Annotated in this window: 17 protein-coding genes; 8 read left to right on the top strand and 9 right to left on the bottom strand. The window is 59.6% G+C overall.

Translation table 11 applies throughout. From position 1 onward, the window contains the following. Positions 1 to 123: 123 nt before the first annotated feature. Both KQP88_RS21215 and KQP88_RS21210 read left to right on the top strand, forming a co-directional pair. On the top strand, positions 124 to 495 hold the full coding sequence (locus KQP88_RS21215; RefSeq protein ID WP_200994501.1) for a hypothetical protein: 372 nt from the start codon (positions 124 to 126) through the stop codon (positions 493 to 495). A gap of 85 nt (positions 496 to 580) precedes the next feature. After that, positions 581 to 1,339, top strand: coding sequence for a YdcF family protein (locus tag KQP88_RS21210; RefSeq protein WP_216704108.1), 759 nt, complete (start codon positions 581 to 583; stop codon positions 1,337 to 1,339). A gap of 101 nt (positions 1,340 to 1,440) precedes the next feature. On the opposite strand, the gene lnt is transcribed toward KQP88_RS21210, so the two are convergent. The 5 genes from lnt to miaB form a co-directional block, all read right to left on the bottom strand. Then, positions 1,441 to 2,961 (bottom strand): apolipoprotein N-acyltransferase, encoded by a 1,521-nt coding sequence (gene lnt, locus KQP88_RS21205; RefSeq protein ID WP_216704107.1) that lies wholly within the window; start codon positions 2,959 to 2,961, stop codon positions 1,441 to 1,443. 17 nt (positions 2,962 to 2,978) lie between these two features. Next, positions 2,979 to 3,821 (bottom strand): HlyC/CorC family transporter, encoded by an 843-nt coding sequence (locus KQP88_RS21200; RefSeq protein WP_025261955.1) that lies wholly within the window; start codon positions 3,819 to 3,821, stop codon positions 2,979 to 2,981. Between the two features lie 5 nt (positions 3,822 to 3,826). Beyond that, positions 3,827 to 4,327 carry an rRNA maturation RNase YbeY gene (gene ybeY / locus KQP88_RS21195; protein ID WP_025261954.1) on the bottom strand — a complete coding sequence of 167 codons (501 nt, stop codon included), beginning with the start codon at positions 4,325 to 4,327 and terminating at the stop codon, positions 3,827 to 3,829. After that, on the bottom strand, positions 4,320 to 5,342 hold the full coding sequence (locus tag KQP88_RS21190) for a PhoH family protein (RefSeq protein WP_025261953.1): 1,023 nt from the start codon (positions 5,340 to 5,342) through the stop codon (positions 4,320 to 4,322). The genes ybeY and KQP88_RS21190 overlap by 8 nt, the downstream gene beginning before the upstream one ends. A 156-nt stretch (positions 5,343 to 5,498) precedes the next feature. Next, the gene (miaB, locus tag KQP88_RS21185; RefSeq protein ID WP_216704106.1) at positions 5,499 to 6,827 is read right to left on the bottom strand and encodes a tRNA (N6-isopentenyl adenosine(37)-C2)-methylthiotransferase MiaB; all 1,329 of its coding nucleotides are present in this window, start codon (positions 6,825 to 6,827) and stop codon (positions 5,499 to 5,501) included. Positions 6,828 to 6,957: 130 nt separating this feature from the next. Here miaB and KQP88_RS21180 point away from each other — a divergent pair, with 130 nt between their 5' ends. After that, the gene (locus KQP88_RS21180; protein WP_025261951.1) at positions 6,958 to 7,284 is read left to right on the top strand and encodes a DUF1820 family protein; all 327 of its coding nucleotides are present in this window, start codon (positions 6,958 to 6,960) and stop codon (positions 7,282 to 7,284) included. 33 nt (positions 7,285 to 7,317) lie between these two features. Here KQP88_RS21180 and KQP88_RS21175 read toward each other — a convergent pair whose 3' ends face one another. Beyond that, positions 7,318 to 7,866 (bottom strand): tetratricopeptide repeat protein, encoded by a 549-nt coding sequence (locus KQP88_RS21175; RefSeq protein WP_025261950.1) that lies wholly within the window; start codon positions 7,864 to 7,866, stop codon positions 7,318 to 7,320. Between the two features lie 189 nt (positions 7,867 to 8,055). After that, positions 8,056 to 9,339, bottom strand: coding sequence for a glutamate-1-semialdehyde 2,1-aminomutase (gene hemL / locus KQP88_RS21170; RefSeq protein ID WP_200994504.1), 1,284 nt, complete (start codon positions 9,337 to 9,339; stop codon positions 8,056 to 8,058). 192 nt (positions 9,340 to 9,531) lie between these two features. Between hemL and KQP88_RS21165 the strand changes: the two genes are divergently transcribed. Next, a complete protein-coding gene (locus KQP88_RS21165; RefSeq protein WP_216704105.1) occupies positions 9,532 to 10,977 on the top strand; it encodes a DNA-3-methyladenine glycosylase 2 family protein in 1,446 nt (481 codons plus the stop codon). Continuing rightward, positions 10,974 to 11,495: a methylated-DNA--[protein]-cysteine S-methyltransferase gene (locus KQP88_RS21160; protein WP_122320802.1), complete on the top strand. Its 522-nt coding sequence runs from the start codon at positions 10,974 to 10,976 to the stop codon at positions 11,493 to 11,495. Before KQP88_RS21165 ends, KQP88_RS21160 begins: the two co-directional genes overlap by 4 nt. An 87-nt stretch (positions 11,496 to 11,582) precedes the next feature. Here the strand turns inward: KQP88_RS21160 and thiE are convergent, their stop codons facing one another. Continuing rightward, positions 11,583 to 12,206 (bottom strand): thiamine phosphate synthase, encoded by a 624-nt coding sequence (gene thiE, locus KQP88_RS21155; protein WP_216704104.1) that lies wholly within the window; start codon positions 12,204 to 12,206, stop codon positions 11,583 to 11,585. A gap of 23 nt (positions 12,207 to 12,229) precedes the next feature. Next, positions 12,230 to 13,027 (bottom strand): hydroxymethylpyrimidine/phosphomethylpyrimidine kinase, encoded by a 798-nt coding sequence (locus tag KQP88_RS21150; RefSeq protein WP_200994507.1) that lies wholly within the window; start codon positions 13,025 to 13,027, stop codon positions 12,230 to 12,232. 365 nt (positions 13,028 to 13,392) lie between these two features. On the opposite strand from KQP88_RS21150, the gene KQP88_RS21145 reads away from it, so the two are divergent. The 3 genes from KQP88_RS21145 (at position 13,393) to amn (ending at position 18,643) form a co-directional block, all read left to right on the top strand. Next, on the top strand, positions 13,393 to 15,381 hold the full coding sequence (locus KQP88_RS21145) for a 7TMR-DISM family protein (RefSeq protein ID WP_216704103.1): 1,989 nt from the start codon (positions 13,393 to 13,395) through the stop codon (positions 15,379 to 15,381). Between the two features lie 96 nt (positions 15,382 to 15,477). Continuing rightward, the gene (locus KQP88_RS21140; protein ID WP_216704102.1) at positions 15,478 to 17,127 is read left to right on the top strand and encodes an acyl-CoA dehydrogenase family protein; all 1,650 of its coding nucleotides are present in this window, start codon (positions 15,478 to 15,480) and stop codon (positions 17,125 to 17,127) included. Positions 17,128 to 17,179: 52 nt separating this feature from the next. Further along, on the top strand, positions 17,180 to 18,643 hold the full coding sequence (gene amn / locus KQP88_RS21135) for an AMP nucleosidase (protein WP_200994510.1): 1,464 nt from the start codon (positions 17,180 to 17,182) through the stop codon (positions 18,641 to 18,643). Positions 18,644 to 18,700: the final 57 nt, after the last annotated feature.

Below are 18,700 nucleotides of genomic sequence, written 5' to 3'. Positions count from 1 at the left end.
CGCCCCTCCAAAGACCGTTCAGACGGCTCTATCTGGCCGTTGGTCGCAGTATCTCGCCTGTTTTTACAGCAGCGCTAAGCTCAATGACGAGAGTATGTTTTTACTCTTCAAAGAGGTGAGCGGATGACAGAGTTGCAGCACACAGTAAGCACTCCTGAGCTGTATGAACGTTTGATCCATCGTCTGGGGCTTGCTCTGGAAACGGCAGATACCGCGGTTCGACTCCGTAACGAGTCGCCCGTCGAGCTTGAGCTTGCAGGTTTGAGCAGTGCCGAACTCGAATTTATCGAGGCTTATCTTGAGAAAGATACGGTGGGTGTGAGCGGGGCTGTTAAGGGTAAGTCTGAGGGCAGTTTCATTGTTTCGCCGGAGCAGACACATTCGATAATGCCGCCTAAAGAGTCCGCCAGAATCATCTGGCTCAAGGACAAGAGGCGGGCCAGGGCATCGGGTGGGTTGAGCCGTTACACGTCAAATACCACGTTCAAGCTCTAAACCGTAGCGGGCTGCGTGTCCGCCTTATAAGCATTGCTGCTTAGTTTCAAAAAACTTAGGCTTCGGGCATCTCTGGAGATGCTCGATGCCTATACGTTACCTGCTTAAAGCCCTTCTTCTGCCTCCGGGCATTTTCTTTGTATTGCTGATCAGCGCCTGGTGGCTGCGTCGCACCCGTCCGCGTATCGCGGCTGTGTGTTTCACGCTGGGCCTGGGCGGCTTCTGGCTGATGACCCTGCCTGTGGTGGTGGAGTGGGCTGCGCGGGGGCTTGAAAGCGAGCAGCCGCTGTCGCGCCAGCAGTGGTCGACGCTTGCACAGCAGGCCGATGCCATTGTGGTTCTTGGGGCAGGGCGCGAGCGTAATGACCCGGCCTGGGGCACGGATACCCCGACGGGGCCCGGACTTGAGCGGTTGCGCTTTGCTGCACAATTGTCGAAGGCTTCAGGGCTGCCGATCCTGACAACCGGTGGCCTGCATTTTGGTGAGCCGCCAAGCGAGGCAGCGATCATGGCTCAATCGCTGCAGGATGACTTCGGTGTCACGGTGCGCTGGCAGGAAGGGCTCAGCCGCACCACCTGGGAGAACGCGACCATGACAGCCGAGGTCTTGCAGCCCTTGGGAATCAAGCGCGTTGTAGTGGTCACTCAGGCCTGGCACATGCCTCGCTCACGCTGGAGCTTCGAGGAAGCAGGTTTCACCGTAGTCGCCGCCCCCGTCGGATTCCTGGGAGGCGCCAACGACCAGCCATTGGGTGGCTGGATGCCGGAAGCCAAGGCCTTCATGCAGAACATGTGGCTGATCAACGAGGCGTTGGGGCAGCTGTTTTATAGGGCAATGTATTGAGCGGGAAGCGGCAAGTTGCAAGCCGCAAGCCGCAAGCTTCAAGTCAAAAGCTTGCAGCTTGCAGCTTGCAGCTTGCAGCTTGCAGCTTGCAGCTTGTGCTCCTATACCGTCTTCGCAATCCGCGCCGCCAGCAACGCCCAGCCAAACAGCAGCCCGCAGAGTATGATCAGCGGCCATGAGCGCCAGTGCAGGTAGGGTGTCAGTTCCTGCATCGGGACCACTTCGCCATACAGTACGCCGCGTTCGAATTGCGGTATCTGCACGGTGATCTTGCCGAACGGGTCGATCAGGCCGGTGACGCCGTTGTTGGTGGCGCGGATCATCCAGCGACCGGCCTCCAGGGCACGCATCTGAGCCATTTGCAGGTGTTGCAGCGGGCCGATGGAGGTGCCGAACCAGGTGTCATTGCTGATGGTCAGCAGCACGTCGCTTTGTGCCGCAAGGCCGGCCGCGAATTCCGGGTAGACCACTTCATAGCAAATGAACGGCGCAACCTGATAACCCTTGGCCTGCAACATGCTCTGGTCGCTCGGGCCGCGGGCGAAGTCTGACATCGGCAGGTCGAAGAAGGCGATCAGCCCGCGCAGAATGTCCTGCAGCGGCACGTATTCGCCAAACGGAACGAGCTTCTGCTTCAGGTAGGTGCCATCACCTTCGCCAGTGACCGTGATGCCGTTGTAGTAGCGGGACTCGCCGCGCTCGGTCACTTCGCGCACCGGTACGCCGGTAATGAGCGCCGAGCCTCGTTGGGCGGCGAACTTGCCCATCATCGTCAGGTAACCTTCCGCCGACTCCTTGAGCACCGGCACAGCCGTTTCCGGCCAGACGATCAGGTCGGCCTGCTGCGAGTTGAAAGTCATGTCGCGATAAAGCGCCAGTTGCGCATTCAACTGCTTGGGGTCCCACTTCATGCTTTGTTCGATGTTGCCCTGTATCGCTGCGACTTTCAGCGGTGCGCCCGCCGGTGAAGTCCAGGCGTGGTTTTTGAGGGCGATACCGATAATCCAGGGGGCCAGCAACAGCGCGATGCCTGCCGCCAGGAAGGACTTGCGTGCCCGCAAGCGGTGCAGATTGCTCAGCAGTGCAACGGTCAGCGCCAGTACGAAGGAGATAAGCCAGATGCCACCGACCGGTGCCAGACCGGCCAGCGGACCATGGAGCTGGCTGTAACCCGAATACAGCCACGGGAAGCCGGTCAGGAACCAGCCGCGGAACGCTTCCTGGGCGGTCCATAAGGCTGCGAAGGCCAGGGCGTCGGCCAAAGGTGCTTCATTGCGGCGAATCCAGCGTGCCCAGACCCAGGCGGGCAGGGCAAAGAACAGGGCGATCAGGCTGATGAACAGCAGCATCAACAACCCGGCCAGCAGTGGCGATGCACCGCCGTAGGTGTTGATGCTGACGTAGATCCAGCTGGTGCCTGCGCCGAACAGGCCGAAGCCGTAGCACCAGCCTCGGACGAATGCCTGGCGCGGACTCGGTTCGCGCAGGCCCAGGTAGAAAATCGCCACCGCCACCAGGGCTAGAGGCCAGATGTCGAAGGGTGCCAGGGCCAGGGTCGTGAGTCCGCCAGCCGCCACGGCCAGCAGATTACCGGGCCAGCCGGGACGGGTTATCCAGCGCATGTCTATTCCTTGAAGCGTTACGGGCGAGAGATAGGGCTCAGGCGTAGTAAGTGAATGCGACGGCTGTCAGCGCTCAGGACGCGGAAACGATAGGCACCGATTTCGGTGATTTCGTTGCGCTTGGGCAAATGACCGAAGGCATTCATGACCAGCCCGCCGACCGTATCGAATTCATCATCGGAGAATTCGCTGTCGAAGAACTCGTTGAAGCTCTCGATGGGAGTCAGGGCCTTGACCAGGAAGTCGCCGCTGGGCAGCGGTTTGATATAGCTGTCCTCTTCGACGTCATGCTCGTCCTCGATGTCGCCGACGATCTGTTCCAGTACGTCTTCGATGGTCACCAGACCCGCCACACCGCCGTATTCGTCGATGACGATGGCCATGTGGTTGTGGTTGGCGCGGAACTCGCGCAGCAGCACGTTGAGGCGCTTGGACTCGGGGACGAATGTCGCCGGGCGCAGCAGGCTCTTGATGTCGTCGCTGTCGCCGTCGGCCTTGAGGATCAGCGGCAGCAGATCCTTGGCCAGCAGCACGCCGAGCACGTCGTCGTGGCTTTCGCCGATCACCGGATAGCGCGAATGCGCGGCATCGATGACAGCTGGCAGGAATTCGCGGGGTGTCTGGGTCGCCTTGATGCTGATCATCTGCGAGCGCGGCACCATGATGTCGCGTACTTGCAGGTCAGCCACCTGAATGGCGCCTTCGACAATGGCCAGCGCTTCGCTGTCCAGCAGTTTGTTCTGTTGGGCTTCGCGCAGCAGCTCAAGCAGCTCCTGGCGGTTTTTCGGCTCGTGGACAAAAGCCTGGGTCAGTTTACCCAGCCATGACTTTTGTCCGTTGCTCGATCGGTCTTCGCTCATAGCCCTTACTCGTGATCCTTGCTTGTCGTTTCTGAAGGTTGATGTTCGGCGCTTTCGTCGTCTGCATAAGGATCCGGATAGCCCAGTTCCTCAAGCAACGTTCGTTCCAGTGCTTCCATTTCTTCGGCCTCTTCATCGTCGATATGGTCGTAACCAAGCAGATGAAGGCAGCCGTGAATGACCATGTGCGCCCAGTGCGCATCAACGGCCTTGCCTTGTTCCTGTGCTTCGCGATTGACCACCGGCACGCAGATGACCAGATCACCCAGCAACGGGATGTCCAGCATGTCGTCGGGCACGTCCGCAGGAAAGGAAAGCACGTTGGTGGCGTAATCTTTGTGCCGCCATGTGTGATTAAGTTCGCGCCCTTCGGGTTCGTCGACCAGACGGATGGTCAGCTCCGAATCGGCGCTGCGCTGGCGCAGGCCCATTTCGCACCAGAGGCGGAACTGGGCTTCGCTGGGGGCTTTTGTTTCGCTTGCCAGTTGCAGATCCAGCTCAAGCATCGCGGCGGCTGTCCCGTGAGGAATTGACGCTGCTGCTCTGCGTGTCGCTGAAACGGTCATCGAAGCGCTCATAGGCTTCGACGATGCGTTGCACCAGCGGATGGCGAACCACGTCCTTGGGTTTGAAATGGGTAAAGCTGATGCCCGGTACGTCCTTGAGGACATCGATGACATGAGTCAGGCCCGACTTCGTGCCCTTGGGCAGGTCGACCTGGGTAATGTCACCCGTGATGACGGCGGTAGAGCCGAAGCCAATACGTGTCAGGAACATTTTCATCTGCTCGACGGTGGTGTTCTGACTCTCGTCGAGAATGATGAAGCTGTTATTAAGGGTGCGTCCGCGCATGTAGGCCAGCGGTGCAACTTCAATGACCTGCTTCTCGATCAGCTTGGCGACGTACTCGAAGCCCAGCATTTCGTAGAGGGCGTCGTAGAGCGGGCGCAGATAGGGGTCGATCTTCTGGGCCAGGTCGCCGGGCAGGAAGCCGAGCTTTTCGCCCGCTTCCACGGCCGGACGCACCAGCAGGATACGGCGGATCTGTTCGCGCTCCAGGGCATCCACCGCACAGGCGACAGCCAGATAGGTCTTGCCGGTACCCGCAGGGCCGATGCCGAAGTTGATGTCGTTACCGAGGATTTCCTTGACGTAACGCTGCTGATTCAAGCCGCGTGGGCGAATCATGCCTTTCTTGGTGCGCAGGGCCACGCCCACTTCGGCGGCCGGATGGTTGTCCAGCCCGTCGACACCGGATTCCTGCAGGAACAGGTGAACCATGTCTGGCGTCAGGTCCGTACCTTTGGTTTCACGGTACAGGCGGCGCAGAAGGTTTTCAGCCGAGGTGGTTTGCCGGGACTCGCCAATGAGCTCGAATTGATTGCCGCGATTGCGGATCTCGATGTCCAGGCGTTGTTCGATCAAGCGCAGATGCTCGTCGAGTTGCCCGCACAAGTTGGCGAAACGATGGGCCTCGAAAGGTTCGAGGATGAAGCGATGAGGTTCTGTGGGAGCGTTCAAGGTCGTTTTTAGCCGCCCGACGGCAGTTGAGTTGAATTGAAGAATACCCCTAGAGAACCTTGGGCGAAAGGTCTGACTTGCCATGCAGGAGTTGTTCGCGAATGAATTCGCGCCCACACGGCCATTTGTGGGCGCGAATTCATTTGCGAAAAAACGTTACTGCAACAGCGAACCCCGCAAGGAATGCGGCTGTGCATCGTCAATGTGTACATCGGCGAATTGCCCGATCAGCTTGGGGTTGTCGCAGCGAAAGTTGACGATCCGGTTGTTTTCGGTGCGCCCTTGCAGCTCTCCGGGGTCTTTTTTCGAGTAATCGGTCACCAGAATGCGCTGGGTGCTGCCGACCATTTGTCGGCTGATCTCGAAACCCTGCTGGTTGAGACGATGTTGCAGGGCCGCCAGGCGTTCCTTTTTGAGGGCTTCCGGGGTGTCGTCTTTCAGATCGGCGGCTGGTGTGCCAGGGCGCGGGCTGTAGATGAACGAGAACGAGAAGTCGAAACCCACGTCCTGGATCAGCTTCATGGTGTTCTCGAAGTCTTTCTCGGTTTCCCCCGGAAAGCCGACGATGAAGTCCGAACTGATGCTGATACCCGGCACGGCAGCCTTGAGCTTGCGCAGCTTGGACTTGTATTCCAGCGTGGTGTGGTTGCGCTTCATGGCTGCCAGAACGCGGTCGGAGCCCGATTGCACAGGCAAATGCAGGTGTTTGACCAGCTCCGGCACTTCGGCGTGAGCCTGGATCAGGCTGTCGGAAAACTCCAGAGGGTGCGAAGTGGTGTAGCGGATGCGGTCGATACCGTCGACTGCCGCAACCACGCGGATCAGGTCGGCCAGATCGGCCACGCGGCCGTCATGGGTCGTGCCGCGATAGCCGTTGACGTTCTGGCCCAGCAGCGTGATTTCACGCACGCCGTTTTCGGCCAGGTGAATGACTTCCGCCAGGACGTCATCGAACGGACGGCTGACTTCTTCGCCACGGGTATAAGGCACGACGCAGAACGTGCAGTACTTGCTGCAGCCTTCCATCACCGACACGTACGCGCTCGGGCCATCGATGCACGGCTCGGGCAGGTGGTCGAATTTCTCGATTTCCGGGAACGACACGTCCACCTGGGGCAGGCGGGTAATACGGGCGGTGTCGATCATTTCCGGCAGACGGTGCAGGGTCTGCGGGCCGAAGACCACGTCCACGTAAGGGGCGCGATCACGAATCGCAGCGCCTTCCTGACTGGCGACGCAGCCGCCGACAGCGATGACCATCTCGGGGTTGGCCAGTTTCAGTTCACGCCAGCGACCCAGTTGGGAATAGACCCGATCCTGGGCGCGCTCGCGAATCGAGCAGGTATTGAGCAGGATCACGTCGGCGTCTTCCGCACGAGCGGTGACTTCCAGGGCCTGATGTTCGCCCAGCAGATCGACCATGCGCGAGCTGTCGTACTCGTTCATCTGGCAACCGTGGGTTTCGATATAAAGCTTCTTGGCCATGCGTGATCATCAGCAGATTCAAAGAACCGCGCATTATAGGGACGATGCTCACGGGTTCCTAGCGTTGCCTGTCTGGAGGACATGCTATAGTTCGTGCCCTTTTTTTATCTCCCATCGTTATCCGGCTTTTATGACCAAACGCGAAGCTCCAATCTACAAGGTTATTTTCCTCAACCAGGGCCAGGTGTTCGAGATGTACGCCAAGCAGATCTATCAGAGCGATCTGTGGGGTTTTCTGGAAGTGGAAGAGTTCGTCTTCGGCGAGCGTACGACTGTCGTGGTTGATCCCAGCGAAGAAAAGCTCAAGGCACAGTTCGAGGGCGTGGTGCGCAGTTTCGTGCCGATGCATTCGATTGTGCGCATCGACGAGGTCGAGCGCATGGGCACGCCAAAGATCAGCGAGGCGCGTGGAGGTGGCAATGTGATGCCGTTTCCTATGCCGATGCCCGAGAAGTAGAAAACAAGGAAAGCCTGCCCTGACGCGATTCGATCAGGGCAGTGGCGAGAACGGGCTGCGCCCTTCGGCGGTTTGCAGTTCCATCAGGTATTTGCGGAAGATCTGGCCCAGCACCTGGGTCGCGACTTCCAGCTCGTCGCGTTTCATCTTGGCCGACACTTCGTCCGCCGCATCCAGCGCTTCTTCCGAGCCATTGACCGCCGCCATCTTCAGCACGATATACGCCTGAATGTTATTGGCCTGCACGCCTTCGCCGCGGGCGAACATCAAGCCCAGCTGATACTGCGCCTGCGCATGGCCCAGCAATGACGCTTGCTCGAAATAATTCAGCGCCTGTGGCAGGTCGCGAGGGGTGTTCTGGCCTTCGTAATAGAACTCGCCCAGCTCGTATTGCGCTTGTGCATCCCCCGATTGTGCAGCTTGCTGGCATGCCGAAAGCGCAGCCGGAAGATTCTCGGGCTGAGTATTGAGGGTGCAACGACCCACCGCTGGGATTAACAACGAGTTGCTCCCTGCATTGGTCAGCAGGGGATAGACAAGCAACAGGCAGCCCAATGCAAGGGTGCGGCCGGTGCGGTTCATGGGAGTCGACTTACCTCTGAAAAAGGTGCGGGCTTGCCCGTCCAGCGAAACGTGCTGGCTGGCCATTATGAAATAAGCAGGGCCAACCTTACAAAGTCTTTACGGTTTTTCTGCTGCACGGGCCCCGTTTTTATGGTTCAAACCCGTGGAAGCGAATTCATTAACGAATGAATTCGCTCCTACATTAGCTTATTTCAGCGCAGCGAACGCTTTTTCGGCAGCATCGAGAGTCAGTTTCAACTCGGTTTCGCCATGGGCGATGGAGGTGAAGCCAGCCTCGAATGCGCTTGGCGCCAGGTACACGCCGCCTTCGAGCATCAGGTGGAAGAAACGTTTGAAGCGGTCTGCATCGCTGGTCATGACGTCCTGGAAGGTCACGATTTCCTTGGCATCACTGAAATACAGGCCAAACATGCCACCCGCCTGAGTGGTCACGAACGGGATACCCGCAGCGTCAGCACGCTGTTGCAGGCCTTCGAGCAGGCGGCGAGTGTAGTCGCTCAGCTCATCGTGGAAGCCTTCGCGGCTGATCAGGCGCAGGGTGGTGAGGCCGGCGGCCATGGCCAGCGGGTTGCCCGACAGCGTACCGGCCTGATAGACCGGCCCCAGCGGTGCGATATGCGACATGATTTCGCGTTTGCCGCCAAAGCAGCCCACCGGCATGCCGCCGCCAATGATCTTGCCGAAGGTGCTCAGGTCCGGTGTCACGCCGTAGTAAGCCTGGGCGCCGCCGAGTGCCACGCGAAAACCGGTCATCACTTCGTCGAAGATCAGCACCACGCCATGTTCGTCGCACAGGGCGCGCAGGCCTTGCAGGTAGCCCGGTGCAGGCGGAACGCAGTTCATGTTGCCCGCGACCGGCTCGACGATGATGCACGCCACTTCCTGACCGACATCGGCCAGCAACTGGCGCACGGCCTCCAGGTCGTTGAACGGTACGGTCAGGGTGTGTTTGGCGAACGCTGCCGGAACGCCGGGCGAGCTGGGCACGCCCAGGGTCAGTGCGCCGGAACCGGCCTTGACCAGCAGGCTGTCGGAGTGACCGTGGTAGCAGCCTTCGAACTTGATGATGCTGTCGCGGCCGGTGTAGCCACGAGCCAGGCGAATCGCGCTCATGGTCGCTTCGGTGCCGGAGCTGACCATGCGCACCATTTCCATGGAGGGCACCAGCGAGCAGACCAGATCGGCCATCTCGGTTTCCATGGCGGTCGGTGCGCCATAGGACAGACCGTGCTCCAGCTGGCTGCGCACGGCGTCGAGTACTTGCGGGTGGCTGTGGCCCAGAATCATCGGGCCCCAGGAGCCGACGTAATCGACATAACGCTTGTCGTCTTCGTCAGTCACGTAGGCGCCGGCAGCATGTTTGAAGAACAGGGGCGTGCCGCCAACGCTCTTGAATGCGCGGACCGGCGAGTTGACACCGCCTGGGATGTGTTTCTGGGCGTTGGCGAAGAGTGTTTCGGAACGGGACATGATCGGGTCTCTGCTTTTGAACCGGGAAGTCGTTTCTACGCTGAGTGCGCAGCTCTGTGCATGGCTGCTTCGGTGACGTCACGAGGCCAGAAGGCGTAGGGAGCCGCACTATAGCAAATGCCACATGGCTGCCGGATGCACATGTCCGAATTCAGCCAGACTTTTTCCCGGCGCAGGAGTAGGGTCAGCCTCATGAAAACTCTTGATCCAGATGTGTGCTATGCGGCCTTTATCGCCCGGGACCGCCGTTTTGACGGCTGGTTTTTCATGGGCGTATCGACGACCGGAATTTACTGTCGGCCCATGTGTCCGGTGCGTAAGCCACTGCCCCGCAATTGCAGTTTCTATGCAACGGCAGCGGCTGCCGAGCAGGCGGGCTTTCGTCCGTGCCTGCGCTGCCGCCCGGAACTGGCACCCGGCCATGGCTTGCTGGATGTCTCCAGCCGTTTGGCCCAGGCTGCCGCCCGCTTGATAGATGAAGGCTTTTTAAGCGGCAGAAGCCTCGATGCCCTGGCTGATCGGGTTGGCGTGACCTCGCGGCATCTGCGGCGGATCTTCGAGGCCGAGTTTGGTGTGTCGATGATCGATTATTCCCAGACCCAGCGGCTGCTGATCGCCAAGCGTCTGCTGACCGATACAGGCATGTCCATGGCTGAAGTGGCGCTGGCTTCCGGGTTTGGCAGCGTCAGACGCTTCAATGATGTGTTTCAGGCGCGTTATGGCCTCAACCCGTTGCGCTTGAGGAAGACGACGAATCGCAGCGGTGAGGCCAGCATGCGTTTCGAGTTGTCGTACCGGCCGCCTTTTTCATGGGGCGGCGTACTGGAGTTTCTGGCGCATCGTTGTATTGCCGGGGTCGAGCATGTGGATGACGAGTCCTATACCCGGGTGCTCACGGTCGAACAGGCGGGTCGCCGTCTGGCCGGCTGGCTGACAGTGAGCCATGCGCCGTTGCGCCATGCTCTGGTGGTGACGGTGTCGGCCTCTCTTCAGTCGGGGATCGCTCAGGTATTGGGGCGCGTGCGGCGGGTGTTCGATACGGGCTGTCGGCCTGATCTGGTGGATGCCCATCTAGGCCCGCTGGTTGCCGGATTACCGGGCATGCGTGTCCCGGGAGCGTTCGAGGGCTTCGAGATCGCGGTTCGGGCGGTGGTTGGCCAGCAGATATCGGTGACACAGGCCCGGTTGATTCTGGGGCGTATCGCCGAGCGTTTCGGTACGGCGGTGGATGAGGCACCTTTCGGGTTGCAGCATGCGTTCCCGACGGCCGAAGCGATTGCCTGCCTGGCTCCGGAAGACCTGATTGCCACGGGTATCATCCGGATTCGTGCCGAGGCGATTATTGCCGTGGCGCAGGAAGTGGCGGCAGGGCGCATCATTCTCGAACCGCTGGTGCCTCTGGATGAAACCCTGTCGGCCTTGCGGCATATTCGCGGCATCGGTGAGTGGACCGTGCAATATATCGCCATGCGTGCCCTGGGCTGGCCCAACGCCTTTCCCGAAGGCGATGCGGTACTCAAGAAACATCTAGGCTGTGCAACGGTCGCCCAGCTCAATGAATACGCCAGCCAGTGGGCACCCTGGCGTGCTTACGCTACGGTGCATGTCTGGCGTCAACGTGAGGAGGCCAAAAAATGATTCATGGCTATCTGCTTTCTAGCCCGCTGGGCGATGTTGCCTTGCGAGCCGAGGATGATGCGCTGACCGGCGTGTACTTCGTCGGTCAGAAATACTTTCCGCAATTGGTCATGCTGCCCAACGATCATGCCGTCCCAAGAGTGATTCGCCAGGCCCAGGAGCAACTGACCGAGTTCTTCAGTGGTCAGCGACGAGTTTTCGAAGTGCCGCTGCGTTTTCGCGGGACTTCCTTTCAGGAGCAGGTCTGGCGCGAACTGGCGCGGATTCCCTATGGCGAAGTGCTGTCCTACGGCGCCATGGCCCGAAAAATGGGCCTGAGCCCCGGGCATTCCCGTGCGGTGGGTACAGCCAATGGCAAGAACCCGATTTCGATCATTGTGCCTTGCCATCGGGTCATTGGTGCGGGCGGGGATCTGACGGGTTACGCCGGTGGCGTTGATCGCAAACGGGCGTTACTGGCGCTGGAGAACGCCAATGGCATGCCTGATTTTGAACTCAAGGTTATCGGAGTCGTGTAGAAAACGGATCTGAAGTGGATGTGCTCTTTGTGGGAGGGAGCTTGCTCGCGACAGGGCAAGCAAGTTGCCTCCCACTTCAGAGCCACTTCATTCGCGAAAAAGACTATTGAACGCCTTCGCCCGCCGCGTCACTTCCTGCGGATTCTCTGCACCGAACAGCCCGTTCACCACTGCCAGCAGATCAGCCCCGTGGGCCACCAGTTGCGGTGCGTTTTCCTGGGTAATGCCGCCAATCACGGCAATCGGCAGATGCACTTTGGCGCGTACCTGATCCAGCAGATCAAACGGCACGGCAGGCGCATCGGGTTTGGTCTGTGAGTTGAAGAACCGCCCGAATGCCACATAAGTAGCACCGTCTGCCTTGGCCTTTTCAGCCAGTTCAAGTTTGCCGTGGCAAGTGGCCCCGACAATCGCTTTATGGCCCAGCAGTGCCCTGGCATCCGGGAGCGAGCCATCGGTTTGCCCCAGGTGAACACCCACGCCCAGACGGGCTGCCAGTTCGGCGTCGTCGTTGATGATCAATCGGGTCTTGTACTGCTCGCACAGCTTGAGCAGTTCGCTGGCTTCGCGCAGGCGACGGGATTCGTCGCTGGTCTTGTCCCGGTATTGCAGCAGGGTCACGCCGCCGTCGAGGGCAGCCTGGACGTAGGTCAGGAATTTACCGGCCAGCAATGTGCTGTCGGTAATGGCATACAAGCCACGTAGTTTCATCGAATGAGCCTCATGGCAGGGCGTTACGAACCAAAATCCAGCGGCAGGCGGCGAGGCACGAATTGCCCTTTGCCCAACTGCTCAGCATCGCGCAACGTTCGCCAGGTGTAATCCAGTGCTGTTTGCACCGCGCTGATCAGGCCTTCTCCCTGAGCCAGTCGTCCAGCCAGGGCGCTGGCCAGTGTGCAGCCCGAACCGTGATAGCTGCCGGGCAGGCGCTGGCAGATAAAGGTGTGGGTCTGACCATCGCGGGTGTACAGTCGATTGTGTACTTCCTGCTCATCGCCATGCCCGCCGGTGATCAGCAGGTTCTCACAGAATGGCAGCAGTTTTTGTGCGCATTCGTCGGCTGTGCCGTCAGGCAGTTCGGCCAGAATGCGGGCTTCAGGCAGGTTGGGAGTGGCAATCGTCGACAGTGGAAGCAGGCGCTCACGCATTGCGTAGCCGACCTCATCCTTGCCCAGCTGGCCACCGCCACCCGCGCGCAGAACCGGGTCACAGACCACCGGCAAGTCGGGATGCTCGATCAGCAATTGAGCAACGGTGTCGACCATTTCCAGTGAACCCAGCATACCCAGCTTGACTGCTGCTACGCTCGAATCATTGAAGACTGCATTGGCCTGGGCCAGGACCCATTCGCGGTCGAGAACGCGAAAGTCGCTGACATTGACGGTGTCCTGAACAGTCAGGGCAGTCACGGCCGCAGCAGCATGGCAGCCTTGGGCGAGCAGGGCTTCGATATCGGCCTGCAAGCCAGCACCACCGCTGGGATCGTGGCCGCTGAGGCAGAGGACTACGGGACGGGAGCTATAGATATTCATGGTGCGCGAGCTTATCACTAAACCTTTCCCGGGCTGTCGGTCGTTCCGGTTTTTTCTGGGCAAAGGTGAAAACCCGAGGACGTCTTCAAGGCAGAAATATTTGAGTTTGCTCTGCAAGTGCCGAGATAGAGCCGTTGCTTTTATTTTAAAGCGATAGTGACTATAGGCCATTAACCGCTATGCTTGGTTATTCCTGAAACCTTTTTGTCTCTGGTGATTTCTATCGCCAGAGTCGGGTGATCAGCGTAAGCAAGGTCCACACACTGACGTGTCTGTTTTGAACTATTGCCTGTTTCAAGGAAAGAAATTTGCGGGGCGTCGTCATCAACGGATGAAATGACAGCGACGTTCTACCTTGGGGCTTTATGCGCTATTTGCTGATCATGCTGGTTGCCTGGTTTCCCTTGCTGGCTCATGCCGTCGAGTTTGATGAAAACATTCGCAGCTTGCCGTTGGGGCGCGAGATTCAGGTTTTTGAAGACGTGGGTGGCAAGGCGAGTATCGACAGGGTCGTCTCTGAAACGGCAGCCTTTCGTGCGCTCGACAGTGAAACACTCAACGCGGGTTATTCGCGCTCTGCGTTCTGGCTGAAAGTCGATCTGTTCTACAAGCCCAATCCCCGAGCACCGCATTCCGACTGGCTACTGGAGCTGGCCTATCCACCGATGGACCATGTGGATGTCTATCTGCCGGACGGCAACGGGCGCTATCAACTGGCCTGGAAAACCGGCGACATGCTGCCGTTTTCAAGCCGTGACGTGAAGCAGGGCAATTTCGTGTTCGGGGTGGACCTGCAGCCGGGCAAGCAGACTACGGTTTATATGCGCATCGCCAGCAAGGGGCCGATCCAGGCACCGCTCAATCTGTGGGCCAGCCACGCCTACATGGAAGAGCAGCCCGCCAAGGTCTATATCCTGGGGCTGATCTATGGTGTGTTGACGGGCATGCTGGTCTACAACCTGTTCATCTATATCAGCGTGCGCGACCCGAGTTATCTGTATTACATCCTCTATATCGCCTCGTTCGGCCTTTATCAGCTCTCGATCAATGGCGTCGCCATCGAATACCTCTGGCCGGACAGCCCGGTGTGGGCCAACACCGCTACGCCCTTGCTGATGGCAATCTCGGTGTTTTTCGTCAGCCAGTTTTCACGCAGCTTTCTGCAGACCAGAGCCATTGCGCGCTGGCTGGATTTTCTGTTGATCGCAGTGATGGGCGGTGCCGTGGTGGCAGCTCTGCTGGCCCTGTTTGCCGATTACGGCCTGGCATTGCGCAGCGTGACGATGCTGGTGCTGGCGTGTTTCCTGGCAATGCTGACAACCGGGATCACGGCGGTGCTCAAGGGCGTCCGAATCGCTCGCTACTTCCTGGTTGCCTGGCTTGTGTTCCTGATGGGCGGTCTGGTCAACGCCGTGATGCTGTTCGGTTATATCCCCAATACCTTTCTTAGCCTGTACGCCAGCCAGATCAGTTCAGTGCTTGAAATGGCGCTGCTGTCTCTGGCGCTGGCTGATCGGGTCAACCACATACGCGAGCAACAGGCCCAGACCCTGGTGGAAGCCGGCAAGGACATGGAGCGCCTGAACCGCCAACTGGCTACCAGTAACCGGCTCAAGGACGAGTTTCTGGCCACGTTGACCCACGAATTGCGAACCCCGATGAATGGGGTTATCGGCTCACTGGAACTGATGCAGACCGTGCCGATGGACGGCGAGCTGGAGATGTATCAGCAAACGGCCGCTGCCTCCGCTCAGGACATGATGAGCATGATCAATGGCATCCTGACCCTGACCGAGCTTCAGGCCGGTGTGCTGTATGCCGAAAGCGATGCCTTCGATACGTGCAGCCTGTTCGAACAGTTGCGCGACCGTTTCCGCGGTGCCGCCCAGGCCAAGGGGCTGGAGTTGAGGTTCGAGCTGGACGAGCAGATGCCGGAAAGCGTGCGCGGCGATGTTCACAAGCTTTACCAGTGCCTTGAATGCCTGCTGGACAATGCGATCAAGTTCACCAAGCAAGGCGCGGTCAAGGTACGAGCCATGTCTCAGCAGCATGACAACGATGTCCTGCTGCTGCGGGTCGAGGTGATGGACACCGGTATAGGTTTCAGCCAACTGGATGAAGCGACGTTGTATCAGCGCTTCTTCCAGGTCGATGGCTCCATGACCCGCGAGTATGGCGGGTTGGGAATCGGCCTGGCGATCTGTCGGCAACTGGTCGAATTGCAGGGCGGAAGCCTCAGCCATCGCTCCGAGCCGGGCAAGGGCAGTTGCTTCACCCTGAGCCTGCCTTTGCTGATGGCCATACCGGGCGCCGTGCGCCGGGCTCCGGCTGCCAAGGCTCAGTGGGGCATCTGAGGGGTGGAAAAAAGCCCCGATCATTGGTCATGAATGGCACTGTTTAAAGCTCTTGTTGCGTGGTTCACTGCTGCAAGCGCAGACAGGAGGCCACTCATGAACCTGCATCAGTTCGCCGAAACCCATCAGGTGACCAACCAGCCGCCGTCACTGGATGGCGTCAACCTCTACCGCATCGACCTGCCACTGCAAACCTGGGTAAAACGTTTTGGCGCGGCTTGGGCCGAGCCCCGCATCGATGCTTATGGTGCCCTGGCAGGCGGACCTCTCATGGAGGCCGGTTTCCTCGCCAATCAGAACAAACCGACCTTTGCCAGTCATGACCGATATGGCCATCGCATCGATCTGGTCGAGTTTCACCCGGCTTATCACCAGTTGATGAGCACCGCCATCGAGCATGGAATTCCTTCCTTGCCATGGACCGATCCGCAACCCGGTGCCCATGTAGCGCGTGCTGCGATGAGTTATCTGCACACCCAGGCCGACCCCGGCAGCGGTTGCCCGTTGACCATGACCTTTGCCAGCGTTCCGGCCCTCAGGCTGCAGCCCGAGCTGGCGCAGATATGGTTGCCGAAAATCCTGTCCACCCGATACGACCCGCGCAATGTCGGCATCGCCCATAAAACCGGTGCAACCATCGGCATGGCCATGACCGAGAAACAGGGCGGCACCGATGTGCGCGCCAACACCACGCGGGCTTATCCGGTCGGGGCAGGCGGGCCGGGACAGGCGTATGAACTGGTGGGCCACAAATGGTTCTGCTCCGCACCCATGTGCGATGCGTTCCTGACCCTGGCGCAGACCGACAAGGGCCTGAGCTGTTTCCTGCTGCCGCGCCATCGACCGGATGACACCCGCAACGAGTTCTATATCCAGCGTCTGAAAGACAAACTGGGCAACTGGTCCAACGCCTCCAGCGAGATCGAGCTGCGCGGCGCACTGGCCTGGATGGTTGGTGAAGAGGGCCGGGGTGTTCCGACCATCATTGAAATGGTCGCCATGACCCGTTTCGACTGCATGATCGGTTCCAGCGCCCTGATGCGTCAGGCCCTGACCCAGGCCACTCATCACTGTGCCCATCGTAAAGTCAGCGGGCGCCTGCTCAGCGAACAGCCCTTGATGCAGAACGTGCTGGCCGACCTCTCACTGGAAAGCGAGGCCGCGCTGGCCCTGACCCTGCGCATGGGGCGTGCGCTGGACCATCTGGATGACGATCATGAGGCGCGCTTTGTGCGGCTGGTCACGGCGGTGGGCAAGTACTGGATCTGCAAGCGTGCGCCGGCCATGATCAACGAGGCCGCCGAATGCATGGGCGGTGCCGGTTATGTGGAAGACAGTATTCTGCCGCGCCTGTATCGCGAAGCGCCGGTCAACTCGACCTGGGAAGGCTCCGGCAATGTGCAGTGCCTGGACGTGTTGCGGGCGCTGTCCAAGGAACCAGGCGTGCTGGATGCGCTGTTCGCTGAGTTGGGCGACGGGCATGGCGACCGGCATCTGAAGGCGCATATCGACAAACTGAAAGCCGCATTCACGGACACCCGCGATATCCAGTACCGCGCCCGGCAACTGACCGAAGATATTGCCGTGGGCTTGCAGGCCAGACTGCTGCTCGAAGCGGGCAACGCTGCCGTCAGCGATGCGTTCATTGCCGGTCGATTGCTGTCGTCCGGGCGGGTTTATGGCGCTTTGCCGACAGGTGTCGATGCAGAAACTTTACTGGCCCGTGCTTCGCCGCAGGTGGCATAAGCACGCGAACCCGTTAGGATGAGGGCCTGCAAGATCAGACAGGACCTAAACCGTGACGCAAGCCTTTGTTGTTGTAGACACCGCCGAGCAAGCTGTGGAGCGGCTCGCAGAACTGCATGAACGTGCAACCAGCGCCTTGAGTCAGGCGCTCAAGCGCTACCTGAAAGACCGCGTCGAACCCGACGCCGAACAGCGAGCGCTGTTCCGCTACCCGGAATTGCGCCTGACTTACGCCTATCAGGGCGATGTGCCGCTGACGACTCGCGCCTACGCCAAGGTGCAGTTGCCCGGCACCTACAGTGTCACCGTGACTCACCCCAAGGCATTCCGTAAATACCTGCTTGAGCAACTGCGGCCGCTGATGAGCGATTTCACGGTCACCATCGAAGTGGGCGTGAGCGAGCAGAACATTCCTTATCCGTACGTGGTCGAGCAGGGCGATGAGCTGGCAGGCTCCGGCGTGACCGCCGCTGCGCTGGCCCGTGTTTTCCCCAGCACCGACCTGTCCGCCGCCACCGACGGCATCGCTGATGGTCTGTACGACTGGGCCAATACCGACCCGCTGCCGCTGGCACTGTTCGACGCGGCACGTGTGGACTTCTCGCTGCGCCGTCTGGTGCATTACACCGGCAGTGACTGGCGTCATGTGCAGCCCTGGATTCTGCTGACCAACTACCACCGCTACGTTGACCAGTTCATCCTGCATGGCCTGGAAAAACTGCGCGAAGACCCGCGTTTCGTGCGTATGGTGTTGCCCGGCAATGTGGTGGTCGACAAGAGCATGGGTGTCGAAGAGGCTCAGGCCATTGTTGCCAGTGTGGTCTGGCACCGTTACCAGATGCCGGCCTATCACCTGATCGCGGAAGATGGTCATGGCGTCACGCTGGTCAATATCGGCGTCGGCCCGTCCAATGCCAAGAACATCACCGATCACCTGGCGGTGCTGCGTCCGCATTGCTGGCTGATGATCGGCCACTGCGGCGGCCTGCGTCAGTCCCAGACCATCGGTGACTATGTGCTGGCCCACGCCTACATGCGCCGCGATGGCATTCTGGATCGCGTACTGCCGCCGCACATTCCGATCCCGGCCCTGGCCGAAGTGCAACTGGCGTTGCAGGAATCGGCGGCGCAGATCACCGGCGAACGTGGCGATGATCTCAAGAAGCGTCTGCGCACAGGCACCGTGCTGACCTATGACGACCGTAACTGGGAACTGCGCTGGGCCCAGGAGCGTCCGCTCATCAACCTGTCCCGTGCTGTGGCCGTTGATATGGAAAGCGGCACCATTGCAGCTCAAGGCTATCGTTTGCGTGTGCCTTACGGCACATTGCTCTGCGTGTCGGACAAGCCTTTGCACAGTGAAATCAAATTGCCGGGTTCGGCCAACGCTTTCTACGAGCGTGCTGTCAGCCAGCACTTGAAGATCGGCATCGCGGCTCTGGATCTGCTGCGCACCGAACTGCACTCGTTGCACTCACGCAAACTGCGCAGCTTCGACGAGCCACCGTTCCGTTAAGTGTTGGTATTTATGCAAAGGGCCACTTAAAGTGGCCCTTTGTGTTTTCCAGCCACT

It is taken from the genome of Pseudomonas lijiangensis (assembly GCF_018968705.1).
Taxonomy (GTDB): Bacteria; Pseudomonadota; Gammaproteobacteria; order Pseudomonadales; family Pseudomonadaceae; genus Aquipseudomonas; species Aquipseudomonas lijiangensis.
The sequence above is the reverse complement of the archived record's forward strand: the minus strand, read 5'-3'. Positions and strand labels throughout refer to the sequence as shown.